At 59.0% G+C, this 13,194-nt stretch carries 16 protein-coding genes; 4 read left to right on the top strand and 12 right to left on the bottom strand.

Annotation, left to right across the window (positions count from 1 at the left end; all coding sequences use genetic code 11):
* Positions 1-458: 458 nt before the first annotated feature.
* The gene (locus J2741_RS12145; RefSeq protein WP_209675941.1) at positions 459-1,163 is read right to left on the bottom strand and encodes an ABC transporter permease; all 705 of its coding nucleotides are present in this window, start codon (positions 1,161-1,163) and stop codon (positions 459-461) included.
* Entirely contained in the window at positions 1,160-2,044 is an 885-nt protein-coding gene (locus tag J2741_RS12140) for an ABC transporter ATP-binding protein (RefSeq protein ID WP_245249798.1), read from the bottom strand. Before J2741_RS12140 ends, J2741_RS12145 begins: the two co-directional genes overlap by 4 nt.
* A 409-nt stretch (positions 2,045-2,453) precedes the next feature.
* Between J2741_RS12140 and J2741_RS12135 the strand changes: the two genes are divergently transcribed.
* Positions 2,454-2,768 carry a hypothetical protein gene (locus J2741_RS12135; protein ID WP_209675938.1) on the top strand — a complete coding sequence of 105 codons (315 nt, stop codon included), beginning with the start codon at positions 2,454-2,456 and terminating at the stop codon, positions 2,766-2,768.
* 52 nt (positions 2,769-2,820) lie between these two features.
* Here the strand turns inward: J2741_RS12135 and J2741_RS12130 are convergent, their stop codons facing one another.
* The 9 genes from J2741_RS12130 to J2741_RS12090 form a co-directional block, all read right to left on the bottom strand.
* A complete protein-coding gene (locus J2741_RS12130; RefSeq protein ID WP_209675936.1) occupies positions 2,821-3,255 on the bottom strand; it encodes a hypothetical protein in 435 nt (144 codons plus the stop codon).
* Positions 3,256-3,697: 442 nt separating this feature from the next.
* Entirely contained in the window at positions 3,698-4,012 is a 315-nt protein-coding gene (gene rpl12p / locus J2741_RS12125; RefSeq protein WP_209675934.1) for a 50S ribosomal protein P1, read from the bottom strand.
* A 19-nt stretch (positions 4,013-4,031) separates the two neighbouring features.
* A complete protein-coding gene (locus J2741_RS12120; protein ID WP_209675932.1) occupies positions 4,032-4,889 on the bottom strand; it encodes a 50S ribosomal protein L10 in 858 nt (285 codons plus the stop codon).
* 2 nt (positions 4,890-4,891) lie between these two features.
* Positions 4,892-5,536 carry a 50S ribosomal protein L1 gene (locus J2741_RS12115; RefSeq protein ID WP_209675930.1) on the bottom strand — a complete coding sequence of 215 codons (645 nt, stop codon included), beginning with the start codon at positions 5,534-5,536 and terminating at the stop codon, positions 4,892-4,894.
* Positions 5,537-5,592: 56 nt separating this feature from the next.
* A complete protein-coding gene (locus J2741_RS12110) occupies positions 5,593-6,069 on the bottom strand; it encodes a 50S ribosomal protein L11 (RefSeq protein ID WP_209675928.1) in 477 nt (158 codons plus the stop codon).
* Between the two features lie 104 nt (positions 6,070-6,173).
* Complete coding sequence (locus J2741_RS12105; RefSeq protein ID WP_209675926.1) at positions 6,174-6,656, bottom strand: transcription elongation factor Spt5; 483 nt, start codon at positions 6,654-6,656, stop codon at positions 6,174-6,176.
* Between the two features lie 5 nt (positions 6,657-6,661).
* The gene (locus J2741_RS12100; RefSeq protein ID WP_209675924.1) at positions 6,662-6,859 is read right to left on the bottom strand and encodes a protein translocase SEC61 complex subunit gamma; all 198 of its coding nucleotides are present in this window, start codon (positions 6,857-6,859) and stop codon (positions 6,662-6,664) included.
* A gap of 6 nt (positions 6,860-6,865) precedes the next feature.
* Positions 6,866-7,957: a cell division protein FtsZ gene (ftsZ, locus tag J2741_RS12095; RefSeq protein ID WP_209675922.1), complete on the bottom strand. Its 1,092-nt coding sequence runs from the start codon at positions 7,955-7,957 to the stop codon at positions 6,866-6,868.
* The gene (locus tag J2741_RS12090) at positions 7,954-9,270 is read right to left on the bottom strand and encodes a D-aminoacyl-tRNA deacylase (RefSeq protein ID WP_209675920.1); all 1,317 of its coding nucleotides are present in this window, start codon (positions 9,268-9,270) and stop codon (positions 7,954-7,956) included. Before J2741_RS12090 ends, ftsZ begins: the two co-directional genes overlap by 4 nt.
* Before the next feature lie 77 nt (positions 9,271-9,347).
* Here J2741_RS12090 and J2741_RS12085 point away from each other — a divergent pair, with 77 nt between their 5' ends.
* The 3 genes from J2741_RS12085 to J2741_RS12075 all read left to right on the top strand — a co-directional run bounded on the left by J2741_RS12085 (position 9,348) and on the right by J2741_RS12075 (position 12,707).
* On the top strand, positions 9,348-9,524 hold the full coding sequence (locus J2741_RS12085; RefSeq protein WP_209675917.1) for a hypothetical protein: 177 nt from the start codon (positions 9,348-9,350) through the stop codon (positions 9,522-9,524).
* Positions 9,521-10,726: a molybdopterin molybdotransferase MoeA gene (locus J2741_RS12080; RefSeq protein ID WP_209675915.1), complete on the top strand. Its 1,206-nt coding sequence runs from the start codon at positions 9,521-9,523 to the stop codon at positions 10,724-10,726. The genes J2741_RS12085 and J2741_RS12080 overlap by 4 nt, the downstream gene beginning before the upstream one ends.
* Positions 10,727-10,847: 121 nt before the next feature.
* Positions 10,848-12,707 carry a molybdopterin biosynthesis protein gene (locus J2741_RS12075; RefSeq protein WP_209675914.1) on the top strand — a complete coding sequence of 620 codons (1,860 nt, stop codon included), beginning with the start codon at positions 10,848-10,850 and terminating at the stop codon, positions 12,705-12,707.
* Here the strand turns inward: J2741_RS12075 and J2741_RS12070 are convergent.
* Complete coding sequence (locus tag J2741_RS12070) at positions 12,646-13,122, bottom strand: TIGR00725 family protein (protein WP_209675911.1); 477 nt, start codon at positions 13,120-13,122, stop codon at positions 12,646-12,648. The genes J2741_RS12075 and J2741_RS12070 overlap by 62 nt on opposite strands.
* Between the last annotated feature and the right edge of the window lie 72 nt (positions 13,123-13,194).

Here is a 13,194-nt window from a genome sequence, read left to right as displayed (position 1 = left end):
GGCATGCCAGGGTATCCAGAAAAAATCCCGGCATTCACAGACAGTTCATCAAAAAAACAGGCTTTCTCACGAGAATTATTAAACCGTAATCCGGGTGGCTGCTTCGGACAAATTTAAGGATATTCATGTGAAAAAGAATGGAATTTTCGGCTCTGTTGACATCCTCGATCTCTTCATTTAAGATCATACTCTCAAGGCCTTGCCAGGGGTAATTTGAGAACGCGAGTCTGAGGTATATGACGCTCCTGGGGCTGCGCCCCGCCGCTGCGGCGCCCCAACAGGATATGCCTCACCTGTCGTAGGTCAAGGATCTTTTTGTTTATTCGATATTGAGCGATATCAGCCGGGGTTAAACTATTTCCGGAGATATCGCGCCGGGGGCTGCCGCAGTGGCGGGGCGAAGCCCCCAAGAACGTCACGTGGTAAGGATTTCAACAAAGCCGAATTTTCTTTACATTTCACTCCGGCAAGGTTGTTACGATCCTTTCCCGTGACAGGAACCGCGTCATCCACGAGGACGCAAGGAGGATCAGCAGCGCCAGCCCCAGGGCTGCGCCCACCACCGCCCAGGTCACCGAGAAGGACGGCCCGATGAACTCCCGGGTAAACGAGATCAGGAAGATAATCCCGAAGATGATGATGAAATTGAGGATCTGGTTCTCCCTCATCCCCAGGATGAACTGGACCAGCCCCATAAGGCCGCTCGCCGCGGCGATGAATGCCGGGACCACCACGATAATGTGGAAAAGAACCGGGACCGACGGAATAAGGGTAAAGCCTGTGAAGACCGAGCCCGCGATCATGATGATGACGGCAGAGATATAGGTCAGAACCGCCCCGGGGATGGTTACTCCCACCACCTTTCCAAGCCAGAGTTCCCGGAGGGAGAGGGGTGAACAGAGCAGCGTCTCGATCACGCCTTCCTGCTTCTCACGGAGGAACACCTGTGCGGTGAAGAGATACCCCATGAATATGCCAAGAGTCAGCACCAGGTAGAAGCCGAGGGTATCCATCACCTGTTCGGGTCCTCCGGTACTCGAGATCACTGCGGGTCCGGTGAAGATCCCGAACACCACCACGAAGAGGAAGGCGGAAAGCATGACGTTGCGTGATTTCACCAGTTGCATGACCTCTTTTCTGGCCACAACCATGACCCGGCTCATGCGACACCCCCTTCGGCCTGCCGCATCACGTCGAGATAGATCTCCTCGAGGGATCTCTTCTGGATCCTGGCTTCCTCAACCTGGACCCCGTGCTTCACCAGGGCCGCGACAATCTCGTGGGAGGGTGCGGTCAGGAGCGTCATCTCCAGCCGGTTATCGGTACGGGTAATCTCCCCGACCCCGGCGAGCCCCGCGATGACTCCTTCGGCCTCATCCGCCTGTCCGGGACTTGCGAGCGTGATGGAGAACGAGGTCTTTTTCCCGGCCGTGGTGAGGTGCTGGACGCTGTCCAGCGCCTTGATGCGTCCCTGGTAAAGGATCGCCACCCGGGAACAGATCCGCTGCACCTCGTCGAGATTATGGGAGTTGAGGAACACAGTCATGGACCCTTCGTGCGAGAGCCTGAGGATCAGCTCCCTCACCATGTGCTGGGCCTCGGGGTCGAGCCCGGATGTGGGCTCGTCGAAAAAGACGATCTCGGGTTTGTGCAGGATCGCCCGGGCGATCCCCATCTTCCGCTTCATCCCGGTGGAGAAATTTCCCACCAGCTCGTTCCCCCGGTCCCCCAGGCCCACGAAGTCGAGGAGTTCGGCCACCCGTTCCACGGGCCCGGTAACATCATACAACCTTGCATAATACTCCAGGTTCTCCCGGGCAGTAAGCCGGTCGTAGAGGCCGTTGTTCTCCATGAGGACCCCTACCCTCTTCCGGATCTCGTCGGCCTTCGAGAGATCCGAATCCAGCACGGTCGCGCTGCCGGACGTGGGGCGGAGCAGTCCTAAAAGCACCCTCATGGTGGTGGTCTTCCCCGCACCGTTCGGCCCGAGGTACCCGAATATCTCCCCCTTATCGACCGAGAATGTCAGCCCGTCAAGGACCATCCGGCCGGAAAATTCCCGTTTCAGCCCTGATACTTCAATTACGGGCAGGTCCGTTCACCTCCGGTCCATACTACGGCGTTCCGGTGTATTCCCGGAAGGAATGAAGTGCCATCCCGGAAACACACTGCCGGGAAATCCATGGATAATGTATTTTTGCCGGAAATTATGTGGGAAATATCCCGGATGATGTTCTTCATGATAGAGTCCTGCAGCGGTACTGTCCCTGCTTCTATACCTTTTGAACCGTGGGGCATACATCTTTTCCGGGACTCCTTTCCCAGATCACCCGTATCTCAAATAATAGTCATCATGACCCGCACGTGCCGGGGAAAGTGGCACGTTTGCCAGGTCTGACCGTTTACCCGGTTCCTTTACCTTTGAGAGGGTCCCGCGTTTCCATGAATTTTATATGAACGTGAGCCCAATTGTTGCCTGTGTTTCAGTGAGAGCCTCGGGTAAGATTATAATAGGGGCAATAATCCTGGCTCTTTTCCTATTTTCCATACTCTACGGTCCTTCCTACATTGATAGTGCGAACCGCCCTGAGCGAGGGACGGGATGGACATTTGAATTGAACGAATCCCAGATTAAAATCGCCAACGAAATGTGGGGATCTGACATTACTGTCGGTGAATTTTATCAGAAGGTTTGTCCGGAATACCTTGCCACGATGCCTGAAGAGTTGGAGGACTATCTGTTCACTACAAGAATGGAATGGCCATGATGGTTGTGACAGAAAAGAAAAAAGAATCCCGGTAAGCCGGAATCTCTGCTCTTCAGGAAGACCAGTACCCGATAAAACCACCGCTTCCGAACCCCACCTTCCCGCCGGATGAGAGCTGGAGGATCACCACAGGATCCAGACCTCCGCCTGCCTGTATCATTATCGATTCTGCAGTGGGGGAAATACCGGGTGAAAGTGCCCCGGTGGCAATTCCCTGCGAATCCCCCGGGTATTGGGCATACGCGCCCTGGAGTGAAGTCGAAGGAGCGGACGGGGCGGTCGGAATCCCGTCACCGATACCGTACCGGCCGAGAACACTGTCGGAGAGCGATACCGGCGGGGCGGAAAAGGATGTGCCTGTATGGAGCCTGCTCTCGAGCGAGGAGTGGATGGACCCTGCCGGGAGCCCGAACGGTGCTGCCTGGGCAACCGTGACCAGGAGGATCACCGCCGTGAAGAGGATGAATGCCTTTCCGATGGATTGCATATGGAACCACTAACCGGGTGATGATTTCTCCTATAAATGATCAGTTGATAGCTGCAGTTTGTTTGCAGAGATGAGGGGTATAATATGGGAATTCCGGAATTTGATGAAATATATAAAAAATTTGACAATGCTTTTTTTAGGTGCTCCCGGGGCTTCGCACCCGCCGCGTGGTGACCCCGGCACAGGATATCCATGGAATATACCTTGAGAGTTGAATGATTCATTTACCCGGTCTAAATTCCGGAGCCGGCGCCGAAGCGCCCTCCGGGGGCGGCGGAATAGTCCCGTCAGGGGCATGGGGCAGTGGCCCCTTTTTTTCAGATATCAAACCAAATTCTGAATTGGACACCTAACAACTCAAGACAAAATATTCAAATTTTGCCTGGGGGAGAAAACAGAAAATCAGCGAATTCTTATTTATAAGAGAGAAAAAAAGTTGAGTTCAGCCGAACAGGGCACCGAGCCCTGCCATGCCGCTCTCTTCCTCTTCCTTCTTGTTCTCTTCGGGTTCCTCGGCTGCCGCTGCAGCGGGTGCTGCGGCTGCGGCTGCCGGGGCGGCTGCTGCGACCGCAACGGGTGCTGCGGCTGCCTTGCTGATGGCGTCCTCGATGTTCACGCCTTCGAGGGCGGCAACGAGTGCCTTTACCCGGGCTTCGTCTACGGCGATACCGGCAGCAGTAAGGACTGCCTTAAGGTTGTCTTCTTTGATCTCCTTTCCTGCCTTGTGCAGGAGAAGGGCTGCATAGATATATTCCATCTCTTACACCTCAACTATCTCAGTATTTGCCCTCAACCATTCCCTGGAGGGCTTTTGATTGTCTCTGGGCTTTTCCAATAATCGCATCAATGACGTCTTTCTCGTAGATGTCCGCCTCGATTGCAAGACCTCTTGCCTCGGACGCCGCCTTGGTGATGATCACTCCGATGGTCTCGGTGGTCGGGATGACCGCGTTGACCGACAGGTTGAACGCCTGGCTTGCGGCGAGCGAGATCTGGGCAAGGATTGCCTCTTCATCGATTGCGAGGACCGACGGCTGGTACAGGTCACCATCGTAATACGCGACCTGGAGGGCGAGGCCCACATCCATGGGCTTGACGTCCAGCTTGGAGAGCACGTCCGCAAGTTTCGCGGAGATTGCCTCTCCTTTCCTGACCACCGTCTTGGTGTCCTTGATCTTCACCTTCCCGGCCTCGATGGCTGCGGGGATGCCGGCCTGCTGAAGCTCGCCCACGATGGGTCCGGGCTTGAACGAGGTCGGTCCTTTCGCCACCACGATATCTTCGGGTGCGATCTCCCCGGGCTTCGCCGCCATCTTGGTCTTGGTCTTCTCGAGCATCTTGAACAGCCGGAACGGGTTCACGTTCGAGAAGATCAGGGCCGAATGGCCTGAAAGGTGTTCTGCGACCTTAGCCATGTCGCCTCCCTTCTCCTGGAAGGCATGCTCGATCAGGGTGTTCCGGGTCATCCGGATCTCGGCCGTGCCCTTGAGGCTGCGGCGGATCTGCTGGAGCTGACTGGCCGGGATGCCGTACATGTCGACAAGGCCGACCAGGGCGAATTTCCCGGCACTTTCCTTGATCTCTTCGACTTCCTTCCGCTTCCAGGCGGGGAGGTGGTGCGTATAGAGCGCCATGATCAGACCACCCTCTCGGGGTGTCCCATGGTGGTCTTCACGTAGACCGACCGGACATTTAAGGCTCCCTGTTCGAGCACCGATTCGACACGCTTCAGTACTACGTCGATGTTCTCTGCGATCTGCTCCGGGGGCATCTCGGTGGACCCCACTTTGACGTGGAAGACTTTTTTGTCCTTGGTCCTGATCTTCACCGAGTTGCGAAGGCGTTCCACGATCGGCCTGATGTCAGTGCCGCTCGGGATGGGCATGGGCATCCTTCCCCTGGGACCGAGCCTGGGGCCGAGGAAACGGCCTACTGCAGGCATGACACTGGTGTCCGCGAGGAAGAATCGATAACTGTTTGCCATGGTCCTTGCTTCACGGGGTTCGCCTCCCAGCCGCTCGATCTCTTCGGGGCCGATGATGAGGTCCACACCCGATTCCTTTGCCTGGGTGGTGATGTCACCCTTGCCAAGGACCGCAATACCCACCTTTTTCCCGGTGCCGTTGGGGAGAAGAATCGTCTCGTCAATACGATTTTTGGGCTGCGCCATGTCGATATTCTTGAGATTGATGGTAATATCTACACTCTCAGAGAATTTACGCGGAGGCGCTTTCTCAATGGCCGTTTTCACGGCCTCAATAATCTTGGCCCTTTCTACCATCTGATTCCTCCATAGTTATGCGACCGGAAACGATCTTCTATGGGTTGGTTACACATCTATTCTGCGAGGACTTTGTCATACTCGCCAGCGTCGATCGCGGCAAGGGCCTCTTTGGGCCTCTTTCCGTCGACGTTGACCCCCATACTCACGCAGGTGCCCACGACCTCCTTGACCGCGTTCCGCAGGTCATAGGAGAGCATGTCGTTCTGCTTCATACGGGCGATTCTGACTGCAGCCTCGATAGGCAAGTCGCCAACAATCTGCATGTTGGGTTCCGGGGACCCCTTCTCGATCTTGACCTCTTTCTTGATCAAGGCCGTGGTAGGTGGTATCCCTACGGTCACTGTGAAGGCCTTCTTTTCGTCGACCACTACCTTCACCGGTACCTGCATACCGTTGAACGTCGCGGTCTGCTTGTTGATCTCGTCAACAACAGCCTTCACGTTAATGCCGAGTGGTCCAAGAGCCGGTCCGAGCGGCGGACCTGCAGTTGCCTTGCCTCCTGGTACTAAAACCTCGACCACTTCTGCCATAGTATCACCATGCTGTACCTTACGGTACTCCGCGTGGGTTTACTAAGGTTGACAGGGACAGACTTAAATGTATACCCGGAGGACGGTAAAAAAAAGGATTAAAACTATTTTTCGCCCTTATCCACCACCCGCACCGCATCTCCGCGGACGGTGATGGGGATAGGGAGCACGCTCTCGTAGAGCTCGACGGTGATCTCTTCCTTACCGGTATCGATCCGTTTCACCACCGCCTTCTCCCCCTTGAAGGGGCCGGCGATGAGTTCCACGATGGTGCCCTCGGAGATACCGCTTACCACCGGTTTCGGGGTGAGGAAATGGCCAACTTCCGCGAGGCTGGTGGCACCCTTCACCACGGTGCGCGCATGGGCGACCTTCTCCACGAGCTGCTCGATCCGGGGAAGCGACTCGGGGGTCTCCACTAGTACGTAGCCTTTCAGCTCGTCGGGGACGATGATCGCGGTCACCTTCACGTCGGTGGCCCCGCTCTCGATGGCCTTCTTGATGTTGTCCGCCACCGTCCGTTCCTGCTTGGAAGTGGTCTTGATGGCGAATATCCTGTTGTTACTGGACTCCAGGGTCTCTTCCATGGTATTCAGGGCAGGAGCAGCATCAGCTCGTAGATTATGAAGCCGATAAGGCCTACGATCAGAATACCGGCTGCTGCGACCAGAGCGATCTTCTGGAACTCATCACGCTTGGGGCGGCGGGCTAACTTGAGCACCCGCCAGTACTTCCTGAACAGCTCCTCCCCTACATTGAACTTTATCTCGGGTTTTGCGATCTCTACCATATTGTATCACTTCAGAAAATCGATCTCGAACTGCTTCTGAACTTTGGGGACAATTTTTTCGTTCCTCCCATATATTTGTGGCGACCGGACACCGGTCACGACAAGCATGGTACGCATCTTCGCCTGCATCTCGGGATCGACCTGTGCGCCCCAGATAATCCGTGCGTTGGGGTCTATGCGGTTGTAAACTTCCTGGACCACACCTTCCGCCTCTGCCATGGTCATGTCCGGGCCGCCCACCACGTTCACCAGCGCGGCGGTGGCGCCCGAGATATCCACGTCGAGCAGGGGCGACCGGATGGCCTTCTTTACGGAGTCCGCGGCCTTGTCCTCGCTGTCACTCTCCCCGACCCCGATCATGGCCACGCCGCCGCGTTCCATGACCGTCCGCACGTCGGCAAAGTCCAGGTTCACCAGCCCGGGCATGGTGATCAGCTCGGTGATCCCCTTGACCGCCCGCATGAGTACCTCGTCGGCGACCTTGAACGCCGCATACAGGGGGAGCTTGGGCACAACCTCGAGCAGCCGGTCGTTCGGCACGACGATGACGGTGTCGGCCACGTCTCTCAGCCGTTCCAGCCCCGCTTCGGCGTTCTCCATCCGGATTGCGCCTTCCGCGGTGAACGGGAGGGTGACGATGGCGATGGTGAGCGCCCCCTCATCACGTGCCGCCTTGGCGACTATGGGCGCCGTCCCGGTCCCGGTCCCCCCGCCGAGGCCGACCGTGATGAAGACCATATCGGCGCCGGTGACCGTCCTCTTGATGTCCTGCTCGTTCTCAAGGGCGGCCTCTTCCCCGATCTGGGGGATCGATCCTGCCCCGAGCCCTCGTGTCCTCTGTCGCCCTACAAGGAGCCGTTCGTCCGCAAGCGTTCTGATGAGGTGCTGGGCATCGGTATTGATAGCGATTAGCCGTGCCCCGTGGATCCCCTCCTCTTTCATGCGGGTTATGGTATTGGATCCGCTTCCGCCGCACCCGATCACGACGATCTCGGTCCGGAGCTCCTTGAGAATCTGGTCCAGATCCTCATTGTTCTTGGAGACATCAAACGGCTCGTCCCTCACCTTCGTGAGTGCCTCTTCGACAATAGATCTCATAGGTAGTTCCTCAGTCCCGGGATGTGGATTTTCTTCTCCTCGCAGGTGGTGACCATCCCGGGGGTGATGAGGGTCGACCCGATTGTCACCGGTCTCCCTTTCATCAGTTCCCCGAGCATCGGCCCCTGCGGGATCCCCAGTTCGCGCGCTTTCCTGGGGTCCAGTCTGCGCCTGCGGATGAGAAGATCCTCCCCATCAACTGCAAGCTCCTGGTCCTTACTAATGGTTGCTACGCATAAGCTTATTAAATCATGCAATACTCTGGCGTAATTTCTCTCCGTAGTGATGAAGGACGGCAATACAGGTTTTTTGGGTGTGGAGATGTGGGCGAGGGGCAGGGCATCCATGGCCGAGGCCCACTCCTTCCCTCCGGTCTTCATCGCCTCGAAGAGGAGCTGCTCGGGGATGGTTACGATCACAGGGGAGCCGTCTTCCCCGAAACGGTGCAGATGGAGGCGTGCATCGGGTGAGAACCCGGCGGCAATTTCGCGCATTCCGAGATAATGGGGGAATGAAAGGTCACCCATGTTGATCAGTTCCGTCTCGCTGAGCCGGATGAGCGGTATCGCCGCAAATATCATATCCAGCCGCGAGATTTCCCCGGACGACAGGGCTTTTTTATCGATGTAGGCCGCGACGGCCCCGGTCTGTTCCGCCATCCTCCTGACCGTGTCGTCTGATATCCCGCCGACCTCCCGGGAATGGGCGATGTGACCGAAGGCACCCCGGGACGTTATCGCGATCTCGGTCTGCCGGGTGGCATAGTGGGTACCTCCAAACCCGATGAGGGGGACGGCATCTCCCGGTTCCGCATGGAGCACACTCCCGGCGACTGCGTATCCGGCGGTCGTGTCCCTCCATTCTTTCTCCGTGCTCCCCACCTCCACGAAGAAGGAGGGCGTGGAGAGTTCGCTCGGGCCGTGATGGGTGACCTCGTATGCAACCCGGTACCCGGGAGGAGCCCGTAAGGCGAGGTTACGCAGGACCGCCTGCATCCACGCGGGAGCGGCGGGCGGGAGCGACCCGGGCAGACCGCCGAAGTCCGCGGCGGATATGTTTCCGGTCACGTGGACCGTGAGCACCGGTACGGGGTTTACGCTCGAGTGCCGGGAGAGGAAGATAATCAGGTCGGCGTCCATGTCCCGGTCGATGAAGTCCTGGTAGATTAGACGTTCTCCGACCCTGTGCGAGACGACCTCGTGTCTGTAGAGCGGGAATGCGGACGCGGGCTCGCCCGCCGTCAGGTCGTCGAGACAGTTGTGGATGGTCGTCCCCCCGGGGTCCCTGAGGGAACTTATCAGGGCAATTTTCATGGATGTTCTTCTCTCCTGCCGGGATGATGTGGCAGATATGGTAAACACTATGTTTTTATCTCTCCACTATTGTTATTATGGACGTAGAACTCATCAGGCAGGCCTTCGAGAAGGAAGGCATCGACAAGGAGATCAAGTGTCCCGAGGCGTTCGCCATCGCGGAAAAGTATGGAATCTCCAAGATGGACATTTCCCGCTACTGCAACACGCACGGGGTGAAGATCCGGGCCTGTCAGCTCGGCTGCTTCAAATGAGTCTTTTTTTCCGGACAATATCGGTGGATGAAGCGCTCCGGATCGCCAGGGAGATCGCGTCCCCGGTAGGGACCGAGGAAGTCCCCCTCGAAACGGCTGCGGGACGGGTCCTGGCTTCGGAGATATCATCCGACGACGATATCCCCGGGTTCCCGCGCTCGGTAGTGGACGGCTACGCGGTCCGTGCAGCAGATACCGTCGGATCCAGCGATGCGATCCCTGCGATGCTCGCCCTCTCAGGCAGGGTCTCGATGGGGACACTGGACGCGAAACCGGTGGTTGCGGGCGGGTGTGTGTACGTCCCTACCGGAGGAGCCCTCCCTGAAGGGGCCGATGCGGTCGCCATGGTGGAATACAGTGAATCGCTCGGGGACCAGGTGCTGGTAAAACGCCCGGTCGCTCCGGGCGAGAACGTGGTAATGAGGGGAGAGGACTTCACCGCAGGGGTCACAGTACTGGAAGCCGGGAGGTGCCTTTCTCCGCGGGACACCGGGGTCCTTGCCGCGGTGGGATGCGTAACCGTGCCGGTGAGGAAAAAACCCGTCGTCGGGGTCATATCGACCGGGAATGAACTTGTCCCCGTGAAATCGGAGCCCGGACCCGGGCAGGTGCGGGACGTGAACACGTATCTTTGTTCATCGTACATCGCATCCCTGGGATGTACTCCCCGGGCATATGGAATTACGAAGGACGATCGGGAGTCCCTCCGGGCGGTGCTCGGGATAGCGGTGCACGAGTGCGATGCCGTCTTCATCTCGGGGGGGAGTTCCAAGGACGACCGGGACATGTCCGCCGACCTGATCCGGGAGATCGGCGAAGTCCTGGCGCACGGGATCGCGATCGCGCCCGGAAAACCGACGATCCTCGGACGTTCGGGGGGCAAACCGGTAATCGGACTTCCCGGGCATCCGGCATCTGCATTCATCGTCCTCATGATCATAGGCGGAGTGGTAATCCGGGGGCTGCTCGGAGAAGAGGAAAGCCGGCCGTGCATGGTCCGGGCGAAACTGGCACGGAATATCCCCTCCGCGAAGGGCAGGGAGGACTACGTGAGAGTGACGGTAAAGGAGGGTGTGGCGGACCCGGTATTCGGAAAATCAGGGCTGCTGAATACGCTGGTGAAGAGCGACGGAATTGTGAGGATCCCGGCAGGAAGGGAAGGCCTCGAGGTCAACGAGGAGGTGGAGGTGATCCTGTGGTAAACCCGCATTTAGTGGTGTATCGGGAAGCGGAAGCGACACCTCCCATGATAACGCCGGGCGGATCATTCCGTGGCGGACCCTGTGAGGAGTTCCCCGCAGTGAACCCGGAGGTGGCGGTCTCATGGTGAAACGTTACCTGAAGCTCGCCACACTCGAAGAGGCGCTCCTGATAATACGGGAAGCGTTCCCTCCAATGAGGTTCTCCGAGACGGTCGCGGTGGAGGACTCGGTGGGACGAATCAGCGCAGGGGCGGTGTTCGCCTCCTACTCGGTCCCCGAGGTCTTCCTCTCCGCCATGGACGGTATCGCGGTATCGAGCAGGGACACGCGGGGAGCGAGCGAACAGAACCCGGTCGCCCTTTCGGACGCCTTGCGGGTTAATACCGGGAACGTCGTCCCCCGGGGCTATGACGCGGTGATCATGATCGAAGATGTCTGGGAGGAGGAGGGGTGCTGGATAATCCGGAAGCCGGTGGCACCGTGGCAGCATATCCGCCCTGCAGGGGAGGATATCGCCGAGACGGAGATGATAATCCCTTCCTTTCACCGGATACGGCCGCACGACACCGGGGCGCTCGCGACGTACGGGGTCACCCGCATTCCGGTGCTCACCCTCAGGGTGGGGATAATCCCCACGGGGAGCGAACTCGTCGCTCCCGGGACCCGGCCGGCACCGGGCCAGGTGGTGGAGAGCAACACCCTTATGGCGTCAGCCTGGCTCTCCTCGCTCGGGGCCCGGTGCACCCGCTACCCCATCACCCCCGATGACCCGGATGAGATCCGCCGGGTGATCACCCTGGCGGCCGAGGAACAGGATATGGTCGTGGTCTCCGCCGGATCATCGGCAGGGACGAAGGATTACACGGTGGACGTGATCGCGTCGCTCGGCGAGGTGCTCCTCCACGGCGTGTCCATCAAACCGGGAAAACCGGTCATTGTGGGAAATATCGGTGGAAAACCAGTGATGGGGATGCCCGGGTATCCTCTCTCCGCGGTCACGGTGCTCCGGGAGATCGCCACCCCCCTGCTCGCGCATTACGGACTTACCCCGCCCGACCCGGTGGTCCTCACGGCACGTCTCACCCAGACTCTCCATTCGGATGTGGGAACCGACGAATTCGTGCTCCTCTCCGTCGGGAAGATCCGCGGCGAATGGGTCGCCTCCCCGCAGTCGCGGGGATCAGGGGTCCAGATGAGCGGGGTCCGGTCCAACGCCTACCTCCGCATACCGAACCGGACGGAAGGCTTCGAGTCCGGGGAAATGGTGCGGGTGAACCTCATGGTGCCCCCTTCTGTTGCGGAAGCCGCACTCCTGGTCACGGGAAGCCACGACCCGGCCCTCGACCACCTCGCCGACATGATCCGGCCCGGGGGAGTGGTTGTCCATTCCACTCATGCAGGGAGCATGGGAGGGGTCCTCGCACTGAAGCGGAACGACTGCCACGCGGCCCCGATGCATCTCCTCTCTCCTGCCGGGGAGTACAACGTTCCCTTCATCCAGCGGTATCTCCCCGGGGAGGATATCGCGCTGGTCACCATTGCAGACCGCGAGCAGGGGATCGTATCCCGGGACGGGCTCTCCCTCGAAGACCTCCCCGGCCATTCGTTCGTCAACCGGCAGAAAGGCTCCGGGACGAGAATCCTGCTCGACTATGAACTGCAGAAGAGGGGCATCGATCCCGCAGCGATTCAGGGGTACGACCGTGAAGTGACAACCCATACCGCCGTGGCCCTCGCGGTCCGGTCCGGCGAGGTCGATGCCGGGATGTGCGTTTACAGCGCGGCGAAGGCATACGGCCTTCCGTTCGTGCCGGTTGCGAGCGAACGTTACGAACTCGCGATCCGGGAGGAGGAGCTCGACGACCCGCGTATCGCAACCCTGCTGGATGCGGTACGTTCCGACCGGTTCAGGACTGTGCTCACCGGGCTCGGGGGCTACGACACCCGCCTGACCGGGACGCTGCATAGAGTGCCGCGTTAGCGGCCTCTTCCGGGGAATTGCACTGCACCACCCCGGGGATCTCCCAGGTGGAGACCCCGAACACCGGCTTTTCCGTCTTCAGCGCGACTGCGATCTCCGAGAGGGTCCCGTAGGCCCCCCCTACCGCCACCAGGGCGTCGCTGCTCTGGACCAGCACCACGTTCCTGGCGTGTGAGAGCCCCGTCCTGATCACTACGTCGAGATAGTCGTTCTCTCCGCCGGTACCGGGAATGATCCCCACGGTGATCCCCCCCTCCTCTTTCGCCCCTCTGCTGGCCGCCTCCATGACACCGGAGAGCCCGCCGCAACAGAGGATCCCCCCGCCCCGTGCGATCTGCCGCCCGACTTTTTCCGCGGCTCGGCGCTCCTCCATAGAACAGTCTCCGGGTCCTATCACCCCGATCTGAACGCTCATTCCTTAATCCTCCCCGCCCAGCCTCCTGCCGGGAGGTTTCGCCTGTCTTCCCCGATCTTCTCCGTTCCTTTT

Origin of the sequence: Methanolinea mesophila (assembly GCF_017873855.1) — an archaeon.
Taxonomy (GTDB): domain Archaea; phylum Halobacteriota; class Methanomicrobia; order Methanomicrobiales; family Methanospirillaceae; genus Methanolinea_B; species Methanolinea_B mesophila.
This window is presented reverse-complemented; position numbering and strand designations above follow the sequence as displayed.

Coding starts and splice junctions, on each gene's coding strand:
- J2741_RS12145 (WP_209675941.1), bottom strand. CDS start 1,163: ATGAGCCGGGTCATGGTTGTGGCCAGAAAAGAGGTCATGCAACTGGTG.
- J2741_RS12140 (WP_245249798.1), bottom strand. CDS start 2,044: ATGGTCCTTGACGGGCTGACATTCTCGGTCGATAAGGGGGAGATATTC.
- J2741_RS12135 (WP_209675938.1), top strand. CDS start 2,454: ATGAACGTGAGCCCAATTGTTGCCTGTGTTTCAGTGAGAGCCTCGGGT.
- J2741_RS12130 (WP_209675936.1), bottom strand. CDS start 3,255: ATGCAATCCATCGGAAAGGCATTCATCCTCTTCACGGCGGTGATCCTC.
- rpl12p (WP_209675934.1), bottom strand. CDS start 4,012: ATGGAATATATCTATGCAGCCCTTCTCCTGCACAAGGCAGGAAAGGAG.
- J2741_RS12120 (WP_209675932.1), bottom strand. CDS start 4,889: ATGGCGCTCTATACGCACCACCTCCCCGCCTGGAAGCGGAAGGAAGTC.
- J2741_RS12115 (WP_209675930.1), bottom strand. CDS start 5,536: ATGGTAGAAAGGGCCAAGATTATTGAGGCCGTGAAAACGGCCATTGAG.
- J2741_RS12110 (WP_209675928.1), bottom strand. CDS start 6,069: ATGGCAGAAGTGGTCGAGGTTTTAGTACCAGGAGGCAAGGCAACTGCA.
- J2741_RS12105 (WP_209675926.1), bottom strand. CDS start 6,656: ATGGAAGAGACCCTGGAGTCCAGTAACAACAGGATATTCGCCATCAAG.
- J2741_RS12100 (WP_209675924.1), bottom strand. CDS start 6,859: ATGGTAGAGATCGCAAAACCCGAGATAAAGTTCAATGTAGGGGAGGAG.
- ftsZ (WP_209675922.1), bottom strand. CDS start 7,957: ATGAGATCTATTGTCGAAGAGGCACTCACGAAGGTGAGGGACGAGCCG.
- J2741_RS12090 (WP_209675920.1), bottom strand. CDS start 9,270: ATGAAAATTGCCCTGATAAGTTCCCTCAGGGACCCCGGGGGGACGACC.
- J2741_RS12085 (WP_209675917.1), top strand. CDS start 9,348: ATGGACGTAGAACTCATCAGGCAGGCCTTCGAGAAGGAAGGCATCGAC.
- J2741_RS12080 (WP_209675915.1), top strand. CDS start 9,521: ATGAGTCTTTTTTTCCGGACAATATCGGTGGATGAAGCGCTCCGGATC.
- J2741_RS12075 (WP_209675914.1), top strand. CDS start 10,848: ATGGTGAAACGTTACCTGAAGCTCGCCACACTCGAAGAGGCGCTCCTG.
- J2741_RS12070 (WP_209675911.1), bottom strand. CDS start 13,122: ATGAGCGTTCAGATCGGGGTGATAGGACCCGGAGACTGTTCTATGGAG.